This window comes from Paraburkholderia sp. Ac-20342 (genome assembly GCF_017104985.1).
Lineage (GTDB): Bacteria > Pseudomonadota > Gammaproteobacteria > Burkholderiales > Burkholderiaceae > Paraburkholderia.
Genome location: NZ_JAAGPQ010000011.1, coordinates 63,054 through 85,209, shown reverse-complemented (window position 1 = coordinate 85,209; position 22,156 = coordinate 63,054). Strand labels below are relative to the sequence as shown.

Genomic DNA, 22,156 nt, shown 5'->3' with positions numbered 1-22,156 from the left:
AATTGGTCGGTATTTCTGTTCAGTCCTGTCAGAACTAAGGGCTTTATCTGTTTTTTAAGGACTATATCATCGGTGAATCACGCGGTTGCATGTCGCACACCGCACAACTTCGACGGAGACACGATATGGCAGACCACAGCATTGCAGGCAAAACCGTCCTGATCGCAGGCGGAGCGAAGAACCTCGGTGGGTTGATTGCACGCGATCTGGCCAAACATGGCGCGAAAGCGGTGGCCGTCCATTACAACAGCGCGAGCACCAAGGCCGATGCCGACAGCACGGTCGCCGCGATCCAGGCGGCCGGCGCACAGGCTATTGCATTCCAGGCGAACCTCACGCAGGCGAGCGCGATGGAGAAGTTATTCGCCGACGTCGTTGCCGCCGTGGGCCGCCCCGACATCGCGATCAACACGGTCGGCAAGGTGCTGAAGAAGCCATTCACGGAAATCAGCGAAGCGGAATACGACGAGATGAGCGCCGTGAACGCCAAGTCGGCGTTCTTCTTTCTGCGCGAGGCCGGCAAGCACGTCGCCGACAACGGCAAGATCGTCACCCTCGTCACTTCGCTGCTCGGCGCGTTCACGCCGTTCTATGCGGCCTATGCCGGCACCAAGGCGCCCGTCGAGCACTTCACCCGCGCGGCGGCGAAGGAGTTCGGCGAGCGCGGCATTTCGGTGACGGCGGTCGGCCCGGGTCCAATGGACACGCCGTTCTTCTATCCGGCGGAAGGCGCGGATGCGGTGGAGTATCACAAGAGCGCGGCGGCGCTGTCGAAATTCTCCCGAACCGGGCTCACCGATATCGGCGACGTCGTGCCCTTCATCCGTCATCTGGTCAGCGACGGATGGTGGATCACGGGGCAGACGATTCTGATCAACGGCGGTTATACGACCAAATAAGCGCTTCGACCGGCGCGCTTCGCCGCTGCGGCATGCTTGACACCCGAGCATGCCTTTTGACCCGTTCATGCCGGTTTCTCATCCATTATGCGCAACGGGTGTCACTTTCGCGCGTCAGCGTGTGAAATCGGACAGACTTTCGAGTTAGCATGTCGGGCATCACGGATATCTGCAAGGAATTCAGATGCCATTTGACGAGCGCATGCTCAACGGCATGGGCGTGCTGACGGCGATCGTCGATTGCGGCAGTTTCGCAGCCGCCGGTGAAGCGCTCGACATGTCGCAATCGGGCGTGAGCCGTTCGGTTGCGCGGCTCGAAGCGCGCCTCGGCATCCGGCTCTTCGATCGCACCACGCGCTCGGTCACGCTGACCGACGAAGGCCGGCGCTTCTACGAACAGATCGTGCCGCTGCTGAGCGGCCTCGAGGAAGCGGCGGCATCGGCCGCTCAAGGCGCGACCGCCGTGCGCGGCCGGCTGCGCGTCAACATGGACCCGTTCTTCTCGCGACTCGTGCTGGGGCCGAGGCTCGGCAGCTTCGTCGACAAGCATCACGATCTGCAGCTCGAACTCATGACGCGCGACCAGCTCGGCGATATGGTCGCCGATGGCTTCGATCTCGCGATCCGCTTCGGCGAGCCGCTCATCTCGACGCTCGTCGCGCGCAAGCTGCTCGACACGCGCATTCTGACCGTGGCCGCGCCGTCGTATCTGAAGAAGCATGGGCAGCCCGCGAGCCCAACCGAACTCGAAAGCGGCAAGCATGTGTGCATCAAGTTTCGCGATCCGTCGACGGGCTATCCGTTCACGTGGGCATTCCATCGCGGCCGCAGGAAGCTCGTGATTACGCCGCAAGGACGCCTGACCGTCAACGACGTGGGGACCTTGCATAGCACCTGCGTCGCGGGCCAGGGCATCGCGCAGATTCCCGGGCTCGGGGCGGAATCGCTGCTCGCGAGCGGCAAGCTCGTCGATCTGTTTCCGGACTGGGGCGACGCGGTGTATCCGCTATATGCGCTGTATCCGTCGCGGCATCATCCGCCGGCCAAGGTGCGCGCGTTCCTCGATTTCATCGTTTCGCTGACCGGCGGTGCGCCGCGTGAAGCGGCGGCCTGACACGACAGCGGTGCCGGGCGTGCACCGATCAGTGCGACGTCGAACACGATTTTTCTGCTAAGCATTCCTTGCTTAGCAAACGCGTATTTGTTGCTTGGCCCTATCCGTGCCGCTAATTACGATAAAGGCGTTCCGTCATCGCAGCAAAGGGGATTCGCCATGTCAGAGCATGCCTGTTTCAGACCGCGCGTGATCGAGCCTGTTCTCGACAATCAGCCGGACGGCCTCGGGCTTGCCGTGGAGTTATGGCTCGCGCAACCGATCGACGGCATCGCGGGCCGTGCCGTGCAGATTCATCTGCGAGGCGACGCGAAGATGGAACAGGCCGAGACGCTGCGCGATCTGTTGCATGCGTGGGGGATGCGGCTTGTTGTGAGTTGAGGGTATTTTGTTTCTGTTGGTTTTGTACGCACGGGCGTATGGGTTTATTGTGTCATGGCACCATCCTTGATGGCGTGTGTTACAGGTAGCCACAGGACTTCTCTGAGTCTCGACATAGCCAAGTCTTTCTCTACCGATTGTCAAACTTTGACAATCGGCGCCATCCCGAAATTCGCGCTTGCTATATTCCTCCGACGATTTAATGGAGGAACTATGAGTACTACCTATAATTATGGCGTTCACACCTATCTCTCTCCGCCTGAACTCTTCTTTCTGGTCTTTCTGGACGAGGCATCGCAACGACTGGGCGTCGATGATCTCGTGAGCGTTTCGGCAATTCTCGCCGGCTAGCCGTTCCTGCCAACACGGCGCAAACCAATAGGCACAACGAAAGGCACATCGATCGCATCGCGTGTTTCTCGCCGGCATCTGGACTACGAGATCAAGTTTCGTATACTTCCGACGCTCACATTGCAAAGCGTACGCAAACTGAAAATCCTCTTCACAAACAATCTCGGTGTATTCGTAGGGCGATCAATCCCAGTCATCGGAGAAGTGTTTCTCGCCTACGATGCGACAACCGTTACCTACAAAAGTATCAGACACTACAACCTGCTCGTGAAACCGGAAGACCGGGTGTACTAATGGACCATCAACGGCTGGGCGCCATCGAAGAATTCGTGCGCGCACGAACCGGAATCTCGCAGCGCAAGCAGATTACCGCTCAAACGAAGCTCACGGACGACCTGGACCTGACAGGCATTGAAGCCGAGACGTTCATGGAGAAGTTTTTCGACGCCTTCAACGTCGACGTCGGCGACTTCAGCTTCGATCGCTACTTCGTGAACGAAGGGTCCGGCCTCATCCTCTCGCTCGTCACCGTGCTCTTCAGGAAAAAGCACGGCGCACTTGAACGCGTGCCGATCACGGTCGGCATGCTCGCCGATGCCGCAGCGCTCGGCAGATGGGATTCGGCCTCGCTGGAAGGAAGGCACGACTCATAAAGCGAGCGATAGGTTCGCCAGGTCGTGCATCCGCATCGTGACATGCCCGAAGGCAAAGCCTGAGCGCAAACTCCACTCGCAATAAACACCAAGCCCCGGCCAGTCGCAAGACCAGCCAGGGCTTTGGATTGAAGCGAAACGGCGCAGCAACAGAATCAGGCGGACCCTCAGGCGGATCCAACCCGCCACACCATCAAACCCTCACCGAAGGCGGCACATAGCGGCACTCGTAACGCTTTCTGACAGTGCCGTTCTCATCGACGCTTTCGAGGTACACGTCGAACTGCCACAGCCGCGCCATGTGCTTGAGCACTTCATCGCTATCGGACGACAGATGCCGGTTGTCGCTCATGAAGTGCCGCAGCGTCAGGCTGCGATCGCCGCGCGTATTGACCGCCCACACCTGAATGTTCGGCTCGCGGTGATGCATGTCGTACTGCCGCGACAACGCCTGGCGCACGTACTGATAGCCGCTGTCGTCGTGAATCGCCGAGACTTCGAGCGCATCGCGCATGTCGTCGTCGAGCACCGAGAACAGGCGCATTTCGCGGATCAGGTGCGGCGACAGATACTGCGCGACGAAGCTCTCGTCCTTGAAGTTGCGCATCGCGTAATGCATCGCGGGCAGCCACGGACTGCCGGCCAACTCCGGAAACCACTTGCGGTCTTCCTCGCTCGGCGCCTCGCAGATGCGGCGAATGTCGCTCATCATCGAAAAACCGAGCGCATACGGATTGATGCCGCTGTAGTACGGCTTCGTGACCGGCGGCTGATAGACGACGTTGCTGTGCGAATGGAGAAACTCCATCATGAAGCCGTCTTCGAGCTTGCCCTGGTTGTACATCGTATTGAGCAGCGTGTAGTGCCAGAACGTCGCCCAGCCTTCGTTCATGACCTGGGTCTGCCGCTGCGGATAGAAGTACTGGCCGATCTTGCGCACGATGCGAATCACTTCGCGCTCCCACGGTTCGAGCAGCGGCGCGTTTTTCTCCGCGAAATACAGCAGGTTTTCCTGCGGCTCGGGCGGAAAGCGCTCCTCGACTTCCTCGGGCAACGGCGTATGCCGCGTCGGCAGCGTGCGCCACAACTCGTTGACCTGCGATTGCAGATACGCCTCGCGTTCGCGGCGTGCGGCGAATTCCCGTTCGAGCGACAGTTTCTGCGGACGCTTGTAGCGGTCCACGCCATAGTTCATCAGCGCGTGGCACGAATCGAGCAGTTCCTCGACACGGTCGAGCCCAAAGCGTTCCTCGCACTCGGCGATGTAATTCTTCGCATAGACGAGGTAGTCGATGATCGCGTGGGCATCGGTCCAGAGCTTGAACAGATAGTTGCCCTTGAAGAACGAATTGTGCCCGTAGGCCGCATGCGCGATGACGAGCGCCTGCATCGTCATCGTGTTCTCTTCCATCAGATACGCGATGCAGGGGTTCGAGTTGATGACGATTTCATACGCGAGCCCCATCTGTCCACGACGGTAGCTCTTTTCGGTGGCAAGAAAGTGTTTGCCGAACGACCAGTGACGGTAGTTCACGGGCATGCCGACGGACGCGTACGCGTCCATCATCTGTTCGGCGCTGATGAGTTCGAGCTGGATCGGATACACGTCGAGCTCATATTGCTCCGCAACACGGGCAATATGCGAGTCGTACTCTTCGATCAATTCGAAGGTCCAGTCGGACGGGCACGGCAGAGGCCTTCTATCGGCTACGTTCATACGGACTTCCCTTTGCCCTCGCGGGGCGTTCCGGCGTGTCCCGTGCTGCAGCATGGCAGACTGCTCCGGCTCGGACGGCTACCGTTCCGCCCTCGCCTCGGCATGCCCCCATTGTGACCGCGGCACGCCTTGTGCGTCGCGGCGCCCTTTCATACGACCTGTGCTGAATCTTGTCGCAGGAGTGCGCGCCGCGCGCTTCATCGATCAGGTGCTTTCTCGCAACGGGCGTTCCGTCACGAAGTCGCCGCCTGCTTCTCGAACAGCTCGCGAAACACCGGATAGATATCGGCTGCGGTTTCCACCTTTTTCATCGCCATATGCGGCTGGGTCAGGGCCAGTTGCGCATATTCGAGCCACAGGTTCTGCTCTTCGGGCGTCACCTGAATATACGCAAAATACCGCACCTTCTCCAGGATGTCATCCGCGAGTATCTTGCGGCACTTCGGCGAATCGTCGGTCCAGTTGTCGCCGTCCGACGCCTGCGCCCCGTAAATATTCCATTCAGTCGGCGAATAGCGCTCCTCCATGACTTTGCGCATCAGTTCGAGCGCGCTCGACACCACCGTGCCGCCGCTTTCGGTCGAGTGAAAGAACGTGTCTTCGTCGACTTCCTCGGCACGCGTGTGATGGCGAATGAACACGACCTCGATGCGCTCGTAATTGCGCTTGAGAAACAGGTACAGCAGGATGAAAAAGCGCTTGGCGAGGTCCTTGCGCTGCTCGTCCATCGAGCCGGACACATCCATCAGACAGAACATCACGGCCTGGCTCGACGGCGTGGGCTGCTTCACGCGATTCACGTAGCGCAGATCGAACGGGTCGATGAACGGAATCCGCCAGATGCGTCCCTTCAAATGGTGGATGTCGTCTTCGAGCAGCTTGATCTCTTCGCGGCGATCGGCGGGATCGGCCTTCAGCTCTTCGAGTTGCCGCTCCATCTCGCGCAACTGGTTGACAAGCGGCGCACCGAGCGCGATGCGCCGGCCCAGCGCACTGCGCAACGAGCGGACCACGTCGATATTGTTCGGCGTGCCTTCGGCGGCCCAGCCCGCGCGGATGCTTTTCCACGTCGGCACGGCCATCAGATGGGTTTTGACGAGACGCGGCAGTTCGAGGTCGTCGAAGAAGTACTGCATGAATTCTTCGCGGCTCAACTCGAACACGAAGTCGTCCTGACCTTCGCCTTCGTTGCTGGCCTGGCTACCGCCACCGCTACCCCCACCACCTTGCGGACGCTGGATCTTGTCGCCACGGATATAGTCCGAATTGCCGGGGTGCACCATTTCGCGCTTGCCGCCGGGGCCATGACGGAACGACGGTTCCGCGATGTCCTTGCGCGGAATGGTGATGCTCTGGGTGTTTTGAATGTCCTTGATGCTGCGGTCGCGCACGGCCTCCGAAACCGCGCGGCGAATATAGTTCTTGACGCGGCGCAAAAAACGCTCGCGATTCGCAATACTTTTGTTCTTGCCTGCCAACCTGCGGTCGATAATTTGATGAAGCACGCCCGGTCTCCCGTCCCATGCAGCCGCGATCTCCTGCAGCCGCACTCATATTTCGGGTGCGCGAAACGCCCGCCGCGCAGTGCAACGCTATGCGGCTTGCGCCTCGCCGGTTGCCCGTACGGTTAAACCGTACGGGCGGCACACCATCGGTATCACGCGCGCATCATGACGACTTGCGCACGCGCAGATACCAGTCACACAGCAAGCGCACCTGCTTCGGCGTATAGCCCTTCGCCACCATGCGATTGACGAAGTCTTCGTGCTTGCGCTGCTCTTCCGCCGAGCCCTTCGCGTTGAACGAGATCACCGGCAACAACTCTTCCGTGTTCGAGAACATTTTCTTTTCGATCACGACGCGCAGCTTTTCGTAGCTGATCCACGCGGGGTTCTTGCCCGCATTCGCGGCCCGCGCGCGCAGCACGAAGTTCACGATCTCGTTGCGGAAGTCCTTCGGATTGCTGATGCCCGCGGGCTTCTCGATCTTCTCGAGCTCGGCGTTCAACGCGGCGCGGTCGAAGCTCTCGCCCGTGTCGTGATCGCGGAACTCCTGGTCCTGAATCCAGAAGTCCGCATAGGTCACGTAGCGGTCGAAAATATTCTGGCCGTATTCCGAGTACGACTCCAGGTACGCGGTCTGGATCTCCTTGCCGATGAATTCGGCATAGCGCGACGCGAGCACGTCCTTGATGAAGGACAGATACTTCTGCTCGGTTTCCGGCGGGAACTGCTCGCGCTCGATCTGCTGTTCGAGCACGTACATCAGATGCACCGGATTGGCCGCGACCTCGGTCGAGTCGAAGTTGAATACGCGCGACAGAATCTTGAACGCGAAGCGGGTCGACACGCCGGTCATGCCTTCGTCGACGCCGGCAAAGTCGCGATACTCCTGGTACGACTTGGCCTTTGGGTCCGTGTCCTTCAGATTCTCGCCGTCATAGACCTGCATCTTCGAGAAGAGGCTCGAATTCTCGGGCTCCTGCAAGCGCGTGAGCACCGACATCTGCGCCATCATCTTCAGCGTGCCTGGCGCGCACACCGCATTCGCGAGCGAGGAGTTGCGCAGCAGCTTCTCGTAGATCTTGACCTCTTCGCTATAGCGCAGGCAGTACGGCACCTTCACGACGAAGATCCGGTCGAGCAGCGCCTCGTTGTTGCGGTTGTTGCGGAACGCCTTCCACTCCGACTCGTTCGAGTGCGCGAGGATGATGCCGTCGAACGGAATCGCGCCGAAGCCTTCCGTGCCCTTGAAGTTGCCTTCCTGGGTCGCGGTGAGCAGCGGGTGCAGCACCTTGATCGGCGCCTTGAACATTTCGACGAATTCGAGCAGGCCCTGATTCGCGAGGCACAGGCCGCCCGAGTAGCTGTAGGCGTCGGCGTCGTCCTGCGCGTACTGTTCGAGCTTGCGGATATCGACCTTGCCGACCAGCGACGAGATGTCCTGATTGTTCTCGTCGCCCGGTTCGGTCTTGGCGATGCCGACCTGGCGAAGGATGGAAGGATAGCGGCGCACCACGCGGAACTTGCGGATGTCGCCGTTGTACTCGTGCAGGCGCTTGACCGCCCACGGACTCAGGATGCTTTTCAGGTAGCGGCGTGGAATGCCGTATTGTTCTTCGAGGATCGGGCCGTCTTCCTCGTAATCGAACAGACCGAGCGGCGACTCGTTCACGGGCGAGCCCTTGATCGAGTAGAACGGCACGCGCTCCATGAGTTGCTTCAGACGTTCCGCAATCGACGACTTGCCGCCGCCGACCGGGCCTAACAGATACAGGATCTGCTTCTTTTCTTCGAGCCCCTGGGCCGAGTGCCGGAAGTAGGCGACCACCTGCTCGATCACCTCTTCCATTCCGTAGAACTCACGGAATGCGGGGTATACCTTGATGACCTTGTTCGCGAAGATACGCGATAAACGCGGATCGTTGCGCGTGTCGATCTGTTCCGGCTCCCCGATTGCCGTCAACATGCGTTCGCCAGCAGTGGCGTACGCGGCGGGATTGTCTTTGCAGAGCGCGAGATACTCCTCGAGCGAGAGTTCGTCCTCCCGTGTTTTCTCGAAGCGGGTCGCGAAACTGCTGTAGATATCCATGCTACCTCCTCGCCGAAGTCTGGAGCGAAGTCGTGCGCGGCGCGCTATTCGGAAACGACATCGCTCGAATTCATCCTAAACCCTTTTAAATTTTTTTTCACGGACTACGTTACGAAAATCGCACCATAACCGCTTCCTGCCAATCCTCACTTGGAAACCCGGTTTCAAGCACCTACAATTTCCCACTCATGTTGCAGCGCTCATGATGTTGCGATGACGTTGACGCCATCGCCGCTCACACCGCCTCACCTCGCTACGCCCTCACTGCTCCTTCCGCTCCACTGCTGCTTTATTCAGCAACGCATCGCCGGTTGGCGCTATTGCGCGGCTTCATTGTGCCGCCGCATCGCGTGACCTGCGTCACCTGAGTCACGGCTTCCACGTCATCGCACCGCAGCCGCAGCGTGCCGTTGCACATCGCGTTCCCGCACTGTCGCGTCGTCAGGCATCGGCTGTCCGCTCACGCGCATTTCATCTCTAAAGCCCCGATGTCATGATGCTGCGTGACGGCTTTCCATCTCAACGCACGAGCCGAACGCGCGGTCTACACGCATGTACAGTTGTTACATGTCCGTTGCACGCTTAGCGCACCTTCACGCGATTCGTCCGCGCGCGATGGCTTTTGGTTCCGCGCGTTGCACGCATGAGTCACGCATCGTTGCGTGAAGCGTCCGTATGACTGGTTCACGGCGGCAAACCACGACGCCTTCATAGGTGTATACGGAAAGACCCACGCAAAGTTGCAACGACCTCGCGCAGGCCATTAACGATTTAGATGCGCGCGAAGCGCGTGGCGTCGTGAAAAACAGAACGGCCGCCCTCGGGCAGCCGTTTGCATGATGCTTCGTCAGCGGTGGTGACAGGCGCGGGCGCGCCGCTGCGGTGTGTTCGCTCAGGTCAGCTCGATTTCCACTTCGCCGAGGCCGTCGATATGGCCGCGCACGATGCCCGGCTCGCCGACCTTGTGCGCGCCGACGTACGAACCGGTGGTGATCGTCCAGCCGGGTTCGATCGTGATACCCATTGCAGCGCAATGGTTGACGAACCACACGAGCAGCTCGCGCGGATCGCCGGCCGGATTGCCGGTCGCTTCCGGCACGAGCGAGCGGCCGTTGACGCTGAGTTCGAGCTCCGGCGAGACGAAATCGAAGCTGCGCGCGAGGCCCGCATACGCGACCGGATGCCCGGTGATCAGCGCGCCGTTGTTCTGCGCGTCGGCCAGTTGCGCGAGCGGTGCGACGTTGGGCCACTCGGCGAAGCGGCTGTCGACGATCTCGATCGCGGGCAGCGCGACGCCAAGCTTCGCGAGCACCTCGTTGCGCGCATACGCGTCGTTGCGCGGCTCGATCGTCTCGTCGAAACGAAACGCGATTTCGAGTTCGAGCAGCACGCGGAAGAACCCGTCATGCGCGAGCCGCGCCGGCGACGGCACCGCGAGCGACGCCGGAATCGGCGCGCCCGACGCGGCGCCGCCCGGCGTTTTCGCGCCGATCTTCCACGCGCCGGTCGACTCGCCGAGGCCCGCGATGACCGCCTGCTGGATCGCATAGGCGGTCGCCGCATCGGGCGGCAGGCTGTCGGGTGCGGGCGCATCGATCGGGCGATGCTGCCGGCGTGCCTCGACGAGGCGTTGCACAAGATCGTATCGCGTCATGTCGGTCCTTTCTGGCTGGCGCATGGAACGGTTCATCGGGGCGTCGCGACGGTATCGCGCTCGGGGGCAAGCCACGTGGGGCGCCGGCCGGCGCCGGCTCGGGTCGTGGCCGTGCCCGTCAATGTACCGGATCGCGGCGCGCGCCGGGGAGAGCCCGAGTCACGCAAACGTCAATTCACGCGCGTGTCATAAAAAAGACCGCGGATGCGGGCGCATGCGCAGTCTTGGATCCGTGGATTGTCATCGGCGTGGCCCGTCGTCGTCCCGCCGCGCGGAACGCGCGAAAGAGGCTGTCCGGGGCGAGTTAGTCGGGAATGAATGTTCCGATATGGCTGCGCTGGCGCCGCGTTGCCCTGGAACAGATGGAAGCGCGGAAAGCCAAAGCCGACGCGCGCTTCGCCAGCGGGCACGTCACGTCAGAACGTTTCCCAATCCTGATCGCCGCCGGCGCTCGCGGCAGCCTGAGTGGACGCCCGCACAGGCGCGGCCATCGCCAGCGGCGCTTCGGATGCCATCGCGGACGTCATCGCCGCCGAAGCCTTGCCCGGCAGGGCGGCAGGCGCACCGGCATGCATGAACTTGCGTGCGCGAACGGTATTGGACAAACCCGCCGACGCCCCCGCCGGCATCGCGCGCCTCGGTGCGCCGGCGGTCTGCACGCGCTGCGGGTGCTGCCCGCCGTCATCGACCTGGAACACCGCCACGGCCGTGCGCAGGTGCGCCGCCTGCTCTTCGAGCGACGCCGCCGCGGCCGCCGCCTCTTCGACGAGCGCGGCATTCTGCTGCGTGACCTCGTCCATCTGCGTGACCGCGCGCGCGACCTGGTCGATGCCGCCGCTCTGCTCTTCCGACGCCGCCGCGATCTCGCCCATGATGTCGGTCACGCGCTGCACCGCGCCGATGATCTCGGTCATCGTGCGGCCCGCCTCGTCGACGAGCGCCGAGCCCGACTGCACGCGCTCGACCGAGGTGTCGATCAGTTCCTTGATCTCCTTGGCCGCCGCCGACGAGCGCTGCGCGAGGCTGCGCACCTCGCCCGCGACGACCGCGAAGCCGCGCCCTTCCTCGCCGGCGCGCGCCGCCTCGACGGCCGCGTTGAGCGCGAGGATATTGGTCTGGAACGCAATGCCCTCGATGATCGAAATGATGTCCGCGATCTTCGCCGAGCTCTGGTTGATGTCGCCCATCGTGCCGACCACCTGGCCGACCACCGCGCTGCCCTTGTTGGCGATCTCCGACGCGTTGGCCGCGAGCGAGCTGGCCTGGCGCGCGTTGTCGGCGTTCTGTTTGACCGTGCCGGTCAGCTGGTCCATGCTCGACGCGGTTTCCTGCAGCGCCGACGCCTGCTCCTCGGTGCGCGACGACAGATCGATGTTGCCCGCGGCGATCTGGCGCGTCGCGGTCGCGATCGACTCGCTGCCGCTGCGCACGCTGCGTACCGTTTCGGTGAGGCTGCGCTGCATTCTGGCGATGCCGTCGAGCAGTTGCCCCATTTCGTCGCGCGACGTGACGACGACCGGCCGGCGCAGATCGCCGGCCGCGATCGCGTCGAAGTGGCCGAGCGCTTCGTCGAGCGGCCGCGAGATCGCGCGGCTCAGCGTCAGATACGACAGCAGCGCCGCAATCACGCCCGCCACCAGCGAGCCGATGCTGACCATGCGGAACAGGTCGAAACTGCCTTGCGCGGAGTCGTAGCCCTGCCTCGCCGAGTCGAACTGGAATTTGCGCAGCGCGTCGTCGGCGAGCGAGAGCGCGTTGTAATCCTCCTGCAGGCCCTTCCCGCTCCCGACCATCTTGTCATGATCGTTCGCCGCGATGACCGCCGCGAACGCGTCCATGCGTTGATGCAGCGCGTCGCGCTTCGCCGTGACGTCCTGCGCGAGCCGGTCCTCATTGGCGTCGCGCGGCAGGTCCAGATATTTTTTCCACCACGTGTCGGACGTCTCGCGCATCAGGCGCGCGCGCTCCAGCGTCGCCGCGACTTCGGGCGAGCCGCCCATGAACGCGGCGCGGTCGAGCACGAGCCGCTCGCGCGCCGTGTACACCTCGGCGTTATCGATGGCGGTCGCGCTCGGCATCGCGTTGGTGAAGGTGTCCTGGTAGGCGCTATTCGAACGGCTGATGCCGAATAAGCCGAAAACGCTGATCGCGACCAGCAACACGGCGAGGAAAGCCATCGTGAGGCCGATTCGCGCCTTGATCGTAATGCCCTTGTTCAACATGGTGTTCCTGTGGCTGTGCAAAGTGAGAGGCGGCATTCGCAGCATGGCGGCGGCGTGACAATCGGGTTCCGGCGCTTTGTTGTGTGCGTGCTTCCAGTCCCGTTTACGGCAGGGCCTTCGCAGACTTGAAGCATTTGAAGCCCGCGACGCTCAAGTCCATGAAAAAAGACGTTGTAAGCAGTTGAAAGCGAGTTGGGCTTTGAAACGGTGAGATCAGGGCAGGCAGCGAGCGCTGGCGAGGCTGGGTGGCGCGTGAGTTTTGAGGTTGCCGCGGCAGAACCCGGGCGCGGGACGCCGGGTGAGGCGAAGCCGGCTGATCCTGTTTTGGCGCAGGCGGAGAAAGCGAGCGGCGTTTTGTTTTTGCCTTGCCTTGCCTTGCCTTGCCTTGCCTTGCCTTGCCGAGGCGAGGCGAGGCGAGGCGGACTCAGGCGAATGAGGTGAAAGCGTCGACCTCGGCTCGCGTCGGAATCGACGGCTGGGCGCCCGCGCGTGTCACCGAAAGCGCCGCGGCGCGCTGCGCGAAGCGGATCGCCGCGCCGACGCTCGCGCCCTGCGCGAGTTGCGCCGCGAAGCCGCCGATGAACGTATCGCCGGCTGCGGTCGTATCGACCGCAGCGACTTTCGGCGCATCGTAGTGAGTGGCGGCCGCGTCTTCGAGCGCGGCGAGCACACCGCGCGCGCCGAGCGTGACGAGCACGTTGCGCGCGCCGGCCGCTTGCAGCGCGGCGGCGGCCTGCGCGGCGGCGTCGGGCGAATCGGCCCGCAGGCCGCTTAGCGCGGCCGCTTCGAGTTCGTTCGGAATCAGATAGTCGACGAGCGGCAGCCAGTCGGCCGGCAACGGTCCGGTGGCGGGCGCGGGATTGAGGATCACGATCTTGCCGAGCCGGCGCGCTGCGGCAAGGGCCGCGCGCACCGCCTGCGGCGGCGTTTCGAGCTGGCAGATCACGACGTCCGCGGCGGCGATGGCCGCTTCATGGCGCGCGATCGTCGCGGGCGTCACTTCGCCGTTGCTGCCCGCGACGATCACGATTGCGTTCTGGCTCGCGTCATCGACAGTAATCAGCGCAACGCCGCTCGCCTCGGCGCCGGTTTCGAGCGCGGTGCAATCGATCCCTTCCGCTTCGAGGCCGGCGCGCAACTGCGCGCCGCTCGCATCGGCGCCGAGGCAGCCGAGCATCGACACCCGCGCGCCGAGCCGCGCGGCCGCGACCGCCTGGTTGCCGCCCTTGCCGCCCGCCACCTGGGCGAACGTGCGGCCGGCGAGCGTCTCGCCCGGATGCGGCAGACGCGGCGCGCGCACCACGAGGTCCATGTTCAGACTGCCGACCACCGTCACGCGCGCAGCCGTTTGGTTGTGTGCCACTTGCCTGTCTCCGTTGTGCGCCGCGAGGCTGAACCGCTACCGGATGCCTGCCGTGGTGGCGATCTTATGCGTGCGTTACTTTATGCAGGTGCCGCTTCATGCGTGCCAAGCGTCATAGGTGCACTTCTTCGTGCGGGCGCCGCCTCATGCGCATGGTCACTCATACGCACGGTCACGCCGCCTGATCGCGCCGGGCCTCGCCCGCCCACGCCGCGGTCGACTCCCGCACGATCAGGCGCGGCGACACCACGCGCCGCTTCGCCGGCGCGCGCGCGCCATTGCCCGACGAAGCCTCGGCGATCCGCTCGATCAAGGTCTGCGCGGCCATGTCGCCGAGCGCGCGCACCGACTGCCCGACCGTAGACAGCGACGGAAACGTGAAACGCCCGAGCTCGATATCGTCGAAACCGATGATCGAACAGTCGCGCGGCACGCTGATATTGCGCTCGGCCGCGGCGCGCAGCGCGCCGATGCCCATCATGTCGTTGCCCGCGAAAATCGCCGTCGGCCTGACCGTTTCGAACAGTTGCGCGGCCGCGCGATGGCCGCCCGTGCCCGAAAAATCGCTTTCGACGATCGCGCCATCCGCAATCTCGATGCCGCGCTCGGTCATCGCACGGATAAAGCCGTGCACACGCATCGCGCTGACCGCCGTCTGCACTGGCCCCGTGATGCAGCCGATCCGCGCGTGGCCGAGTTCGAGCAGATGGCGCGTCGCGAGATAGGCGCCCTTTTCGTGGTCGATCTGCACGAGGTCCGCGTTGAGCCCCTCGATGTTGCGATCGACCACGACAAGCGGCTCGCGCGAGTCGGCGAGCGTCTGCGCGAGCACCGCGTCATCGCCGGCCGACGCGACGATCAGCCCGTCGATGCGCTTTTCCTGCAGCACGCGCAGATAGTTGCGCTGCTTGGCGGGGTCGTCGTCGGAATTGCAGAAGAACACGCAGTAGCCGTTGCGCGCGCAGCCGTCCTCGATGCCGCGCGCGAGTTCCGCGAAATACGGGTTCGTGCTGTTCGGCACCACGAGTCCGATCGTCGCGGTGGCGCGCGCCTTCAGCGAGCGCGCCACCGCCGACGGCACATAGTGCAGTTGACGGATCGCGTGTTCGACTTTCGCGCGCACGTCGGCCGATACCGGGCGCGAGTTGTTCACCACATGCGATACCGTCGTGAACGACACGCCCGCCACAGCCGCTACATCCTTGATCGTCGCCATAACCTGTTGCTCTCCTGTCGATCGGAGTGCGCTTCGGCGCTGACTCCCATCCCATGCAGTTTCGTCGCGGTCGATCGGACCGTGTGCGGCTGGCTTGCCGCTCGCGGGCGGCACCGAGGGGTTGGCGGACAAGGTCGTGTCCGCGGCGCCGCCTTGCTCCGCACCTCACACCTCGCCCATCCTGCACGCCGCTCGTGCTTGTCGCCCCGTGTGTGGCCCGCCGCGGCGCGCCACGATCGATCGGCCATGACGCTTATCTCCGGATTTAACGGCAGCCCGGCGACTTTCTTGAGCATTTGCTGAATAAATGCGGAGCCGCTGGTTATGGAACCGCTTTCACTACGACTTTTTAGCCAATTTGTGACATTTTTTGCCACGTCATCCGGTACCGCTTGCGTCGCCTCGCCGGCGCCCGCGCTTTCTCGCGTCCTTCCTCGCGCCCTGTTCGTGCATGGCGAAGCGGCCGCGCATCCGTTGCGCGAGCGCCCTTGAACCGGGGCCGGCTACAGCCAGCCGGCCTTGCGAAAGCGCTGGAACAGCACGACGTCGATGACCAGCATGACGAGCAGAACGACCGGATAGCCGTACTTGAAATGGAGTTCGGGAATCCGCTCGAAGTTCATCCCGTAGATGCCCGCGATCATCGTCGGCACCGCGAACAGCGCCGCGAACGAGCCGAGCCGCTTGGTGATCTCGCTCTCCGCGAGCGAGATCATGCCGAGATTGACCTGCACCGCGGTCACGACGATTTCGCGGCGTCCCTCGATGGTCCGGACGATCCGTTCGAGGTGGTCGTAGACGTCGCGAAAATAGGCCTGCATGCCCGAGCACATGCTCGGAATGCGCCCGCCCGTCAGCTTGCCGAGCGCTTCCTGCAGCGGCACGATATGGTGCTGCAGGATCACGAGCCGGCGCTTCATCGAATAGAGGTCCTGCACGATCGCGCGCGAGGCGGCCGAATCGTTCTTGTCGAAGATGCGGTCTTCGAGCGCTTCGAGCTCGGTGCTCATCGCCTCGATGACCGGAAAATAACGATCGACCACGTCATCGACGAGCGCATACAGCACGAACGCCGAGCCTTCCTTGAGCAGATGCGGCTCGCGCTCGCAGCGCGCGCGCACGTTCTGGAAGCCGGTGCGCGTGCCGCGGCGCACCGACAGCACGTAGTTGCTGCCGACGAACACGTCGACTTCGCCGATCATCAGTTCGCCGTCGTCGTCGGTCTCGACCGTGTGCATCACGGCGAACAGCGAATCGCCGTACTCCTCGATCTTCGGACGCTGATGGCCGTTCTGGGCGTCCTCGATCGCGAGTTCGTGCAGATTGAACTCGTCTTTCATCATCGCGAGTTCGCCGGCGTCCGGGTCTTTCAGCGCGACCCAGACGAAGCACTCGGGACGCGCGACGTAGTCGCTGATGTTCTCGATCTCGATGTCGGCGAGTTTCCGGCCGTCCTGATAGGCGGCGCAATTGATCAGCATGTTCGGATTACCTTGAAAACGAAGTCCGCCTCGCGCTTCGCCTTGCCTCGCGCATCAGCGCTTCGCAAGTCGGCCGTCGCGGCCGGCACTAATTCAGATCGGTGACGCGCTCGCCATCCGCGCACGCGAGCGCATCGCGAAAGCGCGCGAACGCTCGCATGACTGCCCTGCATGATAGCAACGCACGACCATTCCGCCAGCCTGGCCGAACGGCCAGGGGCCGCGCCTCTTGCGTGGCGCGGCGTTCTTCTTCATGATCGACCTGAAGGTGGCCGCGTGCGGGCGTTGCGGTGCGCGCCGTACCGTACTTCGGCGCATCCGCTGCGGGAAACCGGACGGAGTCGGACGCGGGCGAGGCCGCAGCAACAAGCCCTGCGATTACGCGCCGCGCCCCGCCGCCCTCGTTTGCCGGCCTTTATGCCGCTTCATGCCGGCTTCATGCACGCGTCGCCGGACGCGTGTTCAAGGAGACTGCGATGTGGTATTTCACCTGGATTCTCGGCGTGGGCGTGGCCCTCGGTTTCGGCATCATCAACGTCATGTGGCTCGAGACCAACGGCAAGTTCGCGCGCGATCCGCAGCCCCCTGGTGAGGACGCCGCTGCATCGGGAGATTCGCCTTCGTGACGTCGCTGGTTTTCTTTTGCGGTCATGCGGGCACGGGCAAGACGACGCTCGCGAAAAAGCTGCTCGCGCCGTTGATGAAGGCGAGCGGCCAACCCTTCTGCCTGCTCGACAAGGACACGCTGTTCGGCGGCTACAGCGCGGCTGCGATGGCAATGCTGACCGGCGATCCGAACGACCGCGACAGCCCGCTTTTTCTGCAGCATCTGCGCGACCCCGAGTATCGCGGGCTCATCGACACCGCGCGCGACAATCTCGAACTTGGCATCAGCGCACTGGTGATCGGACCGCTGTCGCGCGAAGTACGCGAGCGCAAACTGTTCGATCACGCATGGCTCGGCGTCGCGCAAGACGTCGAGTTGCGTGTCGTCTGGGTTCACACGTCGGAAGACACGGCGCGGCAGCGGATCGTCGCACGCGCGAATCCGAACGACGCATACAAGCTCGCGCACTGGGACGAGTACCGGCAACGGCGCTTCGTGCCGAGCGGCGCGGCTTGCGACGATCTGCTGATGTTCGACAACACCGCGCCGACGCAGGCGGATTACGATGCGCTGCTGGCGCGGCTCGTTGCCTGACGGGTGATGAACCAGGCAGATGACGAACCGCACGTGCGATAAAGTTTGCGCGGATGCGCTCAGGCTCCATGAGCGCGTCGCAGCCCGTCGGCTCGACCGCGACGCCCCTCATCCCGACATATCAAAACCTTCAACCCTCGAACCGGCACGCCCTCAAACCGCGGCCGCCGCCCGCACCCTCGCCTCGAACGGCTGCCCTTCGTAGAGCTTCCCAAAACGATTCGCCAGGAATTCGCCGAGCGACACCTGCTCCTGGCGCACGAAGCCCTGGTGCGGCAGCCTGCGTTCGCGGAACAGATCGAGCACCGCGCACATCGCGCCGGCCGTCGTGATCTGGATCGCGCTCATCGGCACGCCGCCAACGGTCTTCGCGAAGACCTTGCGGGTGAACACCTCCTGCACGAGCTGACCGTCGCGCATGCCGCTCACCGTGATGAACACGAGCACGACGTCCTGCTCGGTCGCCGGCACCGCGCGCCGCATGATCGTCTTCAGCGTGTCGCGGTCGCTCGACAGACGCAGGTCTTCGAGCAGGAACTGCATCAGGTTGCGATGGCCCGGATAGCGCACCGACTTGTAATCGAGCGATTCGACGCGGCCCGCCAGCGTCTCGCACAGCGTGCCGAGACCGCCCGACGTGTTGAACGCTTCGTACTCGATGCCGTCGAGCGAAAAATGTTCGAGACCTTCGAGCGGCTGCACCCACAGCGTGCGGCCGTCGCGAATCGCTTCGCAGGGCTGGCAATACTCGTTGATGAGACCGTCGACGCTCCACGTCAGGTTGTACTTCAGCGCGTTGGTCGGGAATTCCGGCAGCGCGCCGACGCGCATTTTCACGTCGCGGATTTCCGTGAAGCGGTTCGCGAGTTCGTGCGCGGCAATACCGATGAAACCCGGCGCGAGACCGCATTGCGGCATGAACGCATGCCCGGCGTCTTCGGCGAGCGCACGGATCGCGTGGGTCGCGCGCACGTCCTCGGTCAGGTCGAAATAGTGCACGCCCGCGCCCTTTGCAGCCGACGCGACGTTGACCGCGAGGTAGTACGGCAGCGCGTTGACGAGCACGTCGAAGCCCTGGATCGCGGCACGCAGCGCGGCGGCATCGGCGGAATCGACGCGCCGCGTCGGAATGCCCTGGACGGCGAGCTTATCGAGCGCGTGCGGATCGCGGTCGAATGCGACGACGTCGTAGTCGCCGGTCTCGCGCAACAGATGGGCAATCGTGTGACCGATCAGACCCGCGCCAACAATCGCTACTTTCATGTGCTTCTCCTTGTTGTCCGTGTGCCGTCTCCGAGCCAGGCAGGCGCGCCGCGCATGGCATGCGGCGCCCGCGGGCCGAACCCTTCAAGGACAGTGTAGGAAGAAGCGAGAACAGTTCATATGCGCAAAATGCTGCGCTATGACCATAAAGTTCGACGTTATGACGAAGCCGTCAGACGATCTGTCGAAAAATCATTAAAAAGCCGTTAACGTGAATGGTCGATTGAGCCGACTCATACCGTGCCTCGGTCGATCTTGCGCGCGAGAATGATCGACGTCGTCGTGCGTTCGACGCCTTCGAGACCGCCGATCTGATCGAGCAGATCGTTGAGCCGCTCGGGCGAATCGGCGCGCAGCCACGCGACGTAATCGAACTCGCCGCTCACCGCGCATAGCAGCTGCACCTCGGGCATTTTCGCGAGGCGCTTCTGCACGGCCGGCCCGTACTTCGGCGCGATGATGATGCCGACATACGCGACGATGCTCGAATCGAGCACGTCCTGGCCGAGCCGCACGCTATAGCCGGCGATCACGTTGCTGCGTTCGAGCCGCGCGATGCGCGCGATCACGGTCGTGCGCGCGATGCCGAGCTGGCGCGCGAGACTGGCGACGCTTTCGCGGGCGTTGGCTTGCAGCAGGGCAACGAGGCTGCGGTCGAGGTCGTCGAGCTGATCGAGGCGCGGTGGTCTCATCGAAGGAAAGGAAAGTGGGTCGGCGGTATGGCGGATTATCGCGCGTCCCGGCAAGAGGCTGGACAACGGTGTGCGAAATCGGCTGTGGACAGCCCCGCAGCCCATTTCCCTTTCGTTTCGGTTGTAAGCGTTTGTCGCACTGGAAACGTATTGTAGGCATATCGTGTTACTAATAGCGGTGACGGGCGGATGCGGCAGCCGGTCGCCGTGCGCCGCTATTCGCCATGGGTGCGCGACGGTTCGCCGCCGCGCGCCTTGTCCCAATACGAACCGACATCAGGAGTTTCGATGAAAAAAGCACTGGTTATGCTGGCTACGGCCGTTTCGATGGGCGGCGCGTTCGCCCAGGCTTCCGCGCCCGCGGCGGCCCCGGAAAGCACCGCCTCGGCCCCGGCGGCCAAGGCCGGCTACGCACGCAACGTCGAAGACCGCATCGCCTATCTGCACTCGCAACTGAAGATCACATCGGCACAGGAAACGCAATGGAAGGCATTCGCCGACGTGATGCGCGACAACGGCGAGACGATGGGCCAGCTGTTCCAGCAGCGCAAGGCCGCGGCGAACGTGAGCGCGCTCGACGACATGAAGCAGTACGCGCAGATCGCCCAGGCGCATGCGGACGGCATGAAGAAGCTCGTCGACGCGTTCGACCCGCTCTATAGCAGCATGTCGCCGGAGCAGAAGAAGCTCGCCGACGCGACGTTCCATCGCGGCGGCCCGGAAGGCGGCGCTCACCATCGCGGCGGCCATCACGGCAAGGGCAAGGCCGGCAAGGCGGCGGCGGAACCGGCAAGCGACGCGGCGGCGAAGCAGTAAGGCATCGACGCTTGCGCGGCGAGGTTCGCCGCGCAAGCGGGCCACGGTCTCCGGTCTTCGATCTCCGGTCGGTCCGCTTTACGGCGTCATGTCGGCGTCGTGGCTTTGGCCTTGTAACGTTGGCCTCATCACTTCGCGCCGATCGGCGTTTTTGCGCGGGACGTCCGCCTGCGCGCGCAGGCGGTAAGCCCGTGCATACCTTCGTCCTTGTGTGCGCCTGCTCGTACGTCGGCTGCTCTCGCCCGCTCTCTTTTCACCGCCGGAAACAAGGCGCGTCTCATCTCAAAACAGCCCGGCCCGCAAACGCATCTGGCATGATTCGGGTGCGCGGCGTGCGGCGGTATCCGCTACAACCGTGGGCTTCAGTTTTCGACGCAAAACGGCAACGCACCACGGCCGTTCCGCGCTCTAATCTCAACTATCCATCCGCTTCATGACCGAACTCAGGAATCTCGATCTGCGTGACGATCCGCACGCCCAACGCGTCGTCAAGGACGAAACGGTCGGCGTCGAATTCGCCGCAGTCGAAGGCCAGTTAATGAGCCTCGAAGGCCCGAATCGCTACGCGCGCGGCGACGCGCTGATCACCGGCTCGACCGGCGACCGCTGGGTCGTGTCGCGCGAACGCTTCGACGCCAAATACGTGCCCGCCGACCCGGCCCTCGCGCACGGCGAGCCCGGCGCCTATCGCAATCGCCCGGCCGTCGTGCTGGCCCGGCAGATGAACGAAGCTTTCTCGCTGGCCCGCTCCGCCGCCGGCGGCGACGTGCTGCACGGCGCGGCCGGCGACTGGGTCATGCAATATGCGCCCGGCGACTACGGCGTCGTGCAAGCCGCGCGCTTCGCGAAGGTGTATCGGCTCGCGGATTGAGCCGCGAATCGAGTCACAAACTGAGCCGCGAATTGAACCGCAAGTCGAATCGCGAATCGAGCGCATCCCAGTTGCGCCGTTCCGGCTGCCCCCCGGATCGGCCCCGAACCGTTTTAGCACCGCAGCGAGCGACGCGCGTCAGGCGAATTCGTCGCCGAGATCCACCGTGACGTCGCGCGGCACGGCTTCGCCGTTCGCATACATCTCTTCGAGCGAGCCGAGGCTCGCCTCGACATACGCCCGCAACACCGCGAAGCTGCGTCCGCGCAACCGGGCCGGCAACGCGCGATAACGCGCGAGCGCGGCCGGCGCGATCACCACCGTCATCTCGATACGGCGCGCGGTCGAGCCGAAGCGCATCGCCACCCAGTGGATCGCCAGCGTGGGCGTGCCGTCGTCGGATGCGCGCTGGATGAACTGCGTCTGCTCGGGAAAGAGATCGCTGATGACGCGCGCCAGCTCCTCGAACTCGGGATTCGCGCAGTCGTATTGGTAAGCTTCCATGAAGGCCGCCGCAAAATCGGGATACTGGAAAAAGGTAGGCGCATTTTAGAGAAAGGCACGGTCGATAGCGAGGCGCTCACGGCTATCGTTTGCCCACTGCCCGCCCTTCTACCCGCCATCCGGCGCCCATCGGTCCGATGCGGCGCGTGGCGCAGCGAGGGCTCGAC

The 22,156-nt window shown here is 63.5% G+C and carries 19 protein-coding genes and 1 pseudogene; 9 read left to right on the top strand and 11 right to left on the bottom strand.

What is annotated here, in order from left to right:
- The first annotated feature begins 125 nt into the window (after positions 1-125).
- The 5 genes and pseudogenes from G3N58_RS06590 to G3N58_RS06570 all read left to right on the top strand — a co-directional run bounded on the left by G3N58_RS06590 (position 126) and on the right by G3N58_RS06570 (position 3,398).
- A complete protein-coding gene (locus G3N58_RS06590) occupies positions 126-899 on the top strand; it encodes an SDR family oxidoreductase (RefSeq protein ID WP_205998811.1) in 774 nt (257 codons plus the stop codon).
- 184 nt (positions 900-1,083) lie between these two features.
- Positions 1,084-2,013, top strand: a complete 930-nt coding sequence (locus G3N58_RS06585; protein WP_205998810.1) for a LysR family transcriptional regulator — start codon at positions 1,084-1,086, stop codon at positions 2,011-2,013.
- 159 nt (positions 2,014-2,172) lie between these two features.
- Positions 2,173-2,394 carry a hypothetical protein gene (locus G3N58_RS06580; RefSeq protein WP_167045924.1) on the top strand — a complete coding sequence of 74 codons (222 nt, stop codon included), beginning with the start codon at positions 2,173-2,175 and terminating at the stop codon, positions 2,392-2,394.
- A gap of 213 nt (positions 2,395-2,607) precedes the next feature.
- Positions 2,608-3,039 (top strand): annotated as a pseudogene (locus tag G3N58_RS34590) (STM2901 family protein).
- Positions 3,039-3,398, top strand: a complete 360-nt coding sequence (locus tag G3N58_RS06570; RefSeq protein ID WP_205998809.1) for a DUF1493 family protein — start codon at positions 3,039-3,041, stop codon at positions 3,396-3,398. Before G3N58_RS34590 ends, G3N58_RS06570 begins: the two are co-directional and overlap by 1 nt.
- A 193-nt stretch (positions 3,399-3,591) precedes the next feature.
- On the opposite strand, the gene G3N58_RS06565 is transcribed toward G3N58_RS06570, so the two are convergent.
- The 8 genes from G3N58_RS06565 to corA form a co-directional block, all read right to left on the bottom strand.
- Positions 3,592-5,115 (bottom strand): SpoVR family protein, encoded by a 1,524-nt coding sequence (locus tag G3N58_RS06565; RefSeq protein ID WP_167045930.1) that lies wholly within the window; start codon positions 5,113-5,115, stop codon positions 3,592-3,594.
- A 233-nt stretch (positions 5,116-5,348) separates the two neighbouring features.
- Complete coding sequence (locus G3N58_RS06560) at positions 5,349-6,620, bottom strand: YeaH/YhbH family protein (RefSeq protein ID WP_167045933.1); 1,272 nt, start codon at positions 6,618-6,620, stop codon at positions 5,349-5,351.
- 163 nt (positions 6,621-6,783) lie between these two features.
- Entirely contained in the window at positions 6,784-8,706 is a 1,923-nt protein-coding gene (locus tag G3N58_RS06555) for a PrkA family serine protein kinase (protein ID WP_167045936.1), read from the bottom strand.
- A gap of 892 nt (positions 8,707-9,598) precedes the next feature.
- Complete coding sequence (locus G3N58_RS06550; protein WP_167045939.1) at positions 9,599-10,360, bottom strand: hydratase; 762 nt, start codon at positions 10,358-10,360, stop codon at positions 9,599-9,601.
- A 416-nt stretch (positions 10,361-10,776) separates the two neighbouring features.
- On the bottom strand, positions 10,777-12,582 hold the full coding sequence (locus G3N58_RS06545) for a methyl-accepting chemotaxis protein (protein ID WP_205998808.1): 1,806 nt from the start codon (positions 12,580-12,582) through the stop codon (positions 10,777-10,779).
- 424 nt (positions 12,583-13,006) lie between these two features.
- Entirely contained in the window at positions 13,007-13,945 is a 939-nt protein-coding gene (gene rbsK / locus G3N58_RS06540) for a ribokinase (protein WP_205998807.1), read from the bottom strand.
- Positions 13,946-14,117: 172 nt separating this feature from the next.
- The gene (locus tag G3N58_RS06535) at positions 14,118-15,161 is read right to left on the bottom strand and encodes a LacI family DNA-binding transcriptional regulator (RefSeq protein WP_167045948.1); all 1,044 of its coding nucleotides are present in this window, start codon (positions 15,159-15,161) and stop codon (positions 14,118-14,120) included.
- 503 nt (positions 15,162-15,664) lie between these two features.
- Positions 15,665-16,642, bottom strand: a complete 978-nt coding sequence (corA, locus tag G3N58_RS06530) for a magnesium/cobalt transporter CorA (RefSeq protein WP_167045951.1) — start codon at positions 16,640-16,642, stop codon at positions 15,665-15,667.
- A 476-nt stretch (positions 16,643-17,118) separates the two neighbouring features.
- On the opposite strand from corA, the gene cydX reads away from it, so the two are divergent.
- On the top strand, positions 17,119-17,268 hold the full coding sequence (cydX, locus tag G3N58_RS06525) for a cytochrome bd-I oxidase subunit CydX (RefSeq protein WP_167045954.1): 150 nt from the start codon (positions 17,119-17,121) through the stop codon (positions 17,266-17,268).
- Positions 17,265-17,843: an ATP-binding protein gene (locus tag G3N58_RS06520; RefSeq protein WP_167045957.1), complete on the top strand. Its 579-nt coding sequence runs from the start codon at positions 17,265-17,267 to the stop codon at positions 17,841-17,843. Before cydX ends, G3N58_RS06520 begins: the two co-directional genes overlap by 4 nt.
- A gap of 153 nt (positions 17,844-17,996) precedes the next feature.
- Here the strand turns inward: G3N58_RS06520 and G3N58_RS06515 are convergent, their stop codons facing one another.
- Both G3N58_RS06515 and G3N58_RS06510 read right to left on the bottom strand, forming a co-directional pair.
- Entirely contained in the window at positions 17,997-19,106 is a 1,110-nt protein-coding gene (locus G3N58_RS06515) for a saccharopine dehydrogenase NADP-binding domain-containing protein (RefSeq protein WP_205998806.1), read from the bottom strand.
- Positions 19,107-19,339: 233 nt separating this feature from the next.
- Positions 19,340-19,798, bottom strand: coding sequence for an Lrp/AsnC family transcriptional regulator (locus G3N58_RS06510; RefSeq protein WP_167045963.1), 459 nt, complete (start codon positions 19,796-19,798; stop codon positions 19,340-19,342).
- A 288-nt stretch (positions 19,799-20,086) separates the two neighbouring features.
- Here G3N58_RS06510 and G3N58_RS06505 point away from each other — a divergent pair, with 288 nt between their 5' ends.
- Positions 20,087-20,614 (top strand): Spy/CpxP family protein refolding chaperone, encoded by a 528-nt coding sequence (locus G3N58_RS06505; RefSeq protein WP_205998805.1) that lies wholly within the window; start codon positions 20,087-20,089, stop codon positions 20,612-20,614.
- Positions 20,615-21,047: 433 nt separating this feature from the next.
- Complete coding sequence (locus G3N58_RS06500) at positions 21,048-21,485, top strand: PGDYG domain-containing protein (protein WP_167284025.1); 438 nt, start codon at positions 21,048-21,050, stop codon at positions 21,483-21,485.
- Positions 21,486-21,623: 138 nt separating this feature from the next.
- Here the strand turns inward: G3N58_RS06500 and G3N58_RS06495 are convergent, their stop codons facing one another.
- On the bottom strand, positions 21,624-21,989 hold the full coding sequence (locus G3N58_RS06495; protein WP_167045972.1) for a DUF3022 domain-containing protein: 366 nt from the start codon (positions 21,987-21,989) through the stop codon (positions 21,624-21,626).
- Positions 21,990-22,156 lie beyond the last annotated feature (167 nt).

Excerpts from the sequence above, each read along its gene's own strand:
- G3N58_RS06555 (WP_167045936.1), bottom strand. The coding sequence starts at position 8,706 with ATGGATATCTACAGCAGTTTCGCGACCCGCTTCGAGAAAACACGGGAG.
- G3N58_RS06495 (WP_167045972.1), bottom strand. The coding sequence starts at position 21,989 with ATGGAAGCTTACCAATACGACTGCGCGAATCCCGAGTTCGAGGAGCTG.
- G3N58_RS06570 (WP_205998809.1), top strand. The coding sequence starts at position 3,039 with ATGGACCATCAACGGCTGGGCGCCATCGAAGAATTCGTGCGCGCACGA.
- G3N58_RS06515 (WP_205998806.1), bottom strand. The coding sequence starts at position 19,106 with ATGAAAGTAGCGATTGTTGGCGCGGGTCTGATCGGTCACACGATTGCC.
- G3N58_RS06580 (WP_167045924.1), top strand. The coding sequence starts at position 2,173 with ATGTCAGAGCATGCCTGTTTCAGACCGCGCGTGATCGAGCCTGTTCTC.
- G3N58_RS06500 (WP_167284025.1), top strand. The coding sequence starts at position 21,048 with ATGACCGAACTCAGGAATCTCGATCTGCGTGACGATCCGCACGCCCAA.
- G3N58_RS06550 (WP_167045939.1), bottom strand. The coding sequence starts at position 10,360 with ATGACGCGATACGATCTTGTGCAACGCCTCGTCGAGGCACGCCGGCAG.
- G3N58_RS06565 (WP_167045930.1), bottom strand. The coding sequence starts at position 5,115 with ATGAACGTAGCCGATAGAAGGCCTCTGCCGTGCCCGTCCGACTGGACC.
- cydX (WP_167045954.1), top strand. The coding sequence starts at position 17,119 with ATGTGGTATTTCACCTGGATTCTCGGCGTGGGCGTGGCCCTCGGTTTC.
- G3N58_RS06590 (WP_205998811.1), top strand. The coding sequence starts at position 126 with ATGGCAGACCACAGCATTGCAGGCAAAACCGTCCTGATCGCAGGCGGA.
- G3N58_RS06545 (WP_205998808.1), bottom strand. The coding sequence starts at position 12,582 with ATGTTGAACAAGGGCATTACGATCAAGGCGCGAATCGGCCTCACGATG.
- G3N58_RS06510 (WP_167045963.1), bottom strand. The coding sequence starts at position 19,798 with ATGAGACCACCGCGCCTCGATCAGCTCGACGACCTCGACCGCAGCCTC.
- corA (WP_167045951.1), bottom strand. The coding sequence starts at position 16,642 with ATGCTGATCAATTGCGCCGCCTATCAGGACGGCCGGAAACTCGCCGAC.
- G3N58_RS06505 (WP_205998805.1), top strand. The coding sequence starts at position 20,087 with ATGAAAAAAGCACTGGTTATGCTGGCTACGGCCGTTTCGATGGGCGGC.
- G3N58_RS06585 (WP_205998810.1), top strand. The coding sequence starts at position 1,084 with ATGCCATTTGACGAGCGCATGCTCAACGGCATGGGCGTGCTGACGGCG.
- G3N58_RS06535 (WP_167045948.1), bottom strand. The coding sequence starts at position 15,161 with ATGGCGACGATCAAGGATGTAGCGGCTGTGGCGGGCGTGTCGTTCACG.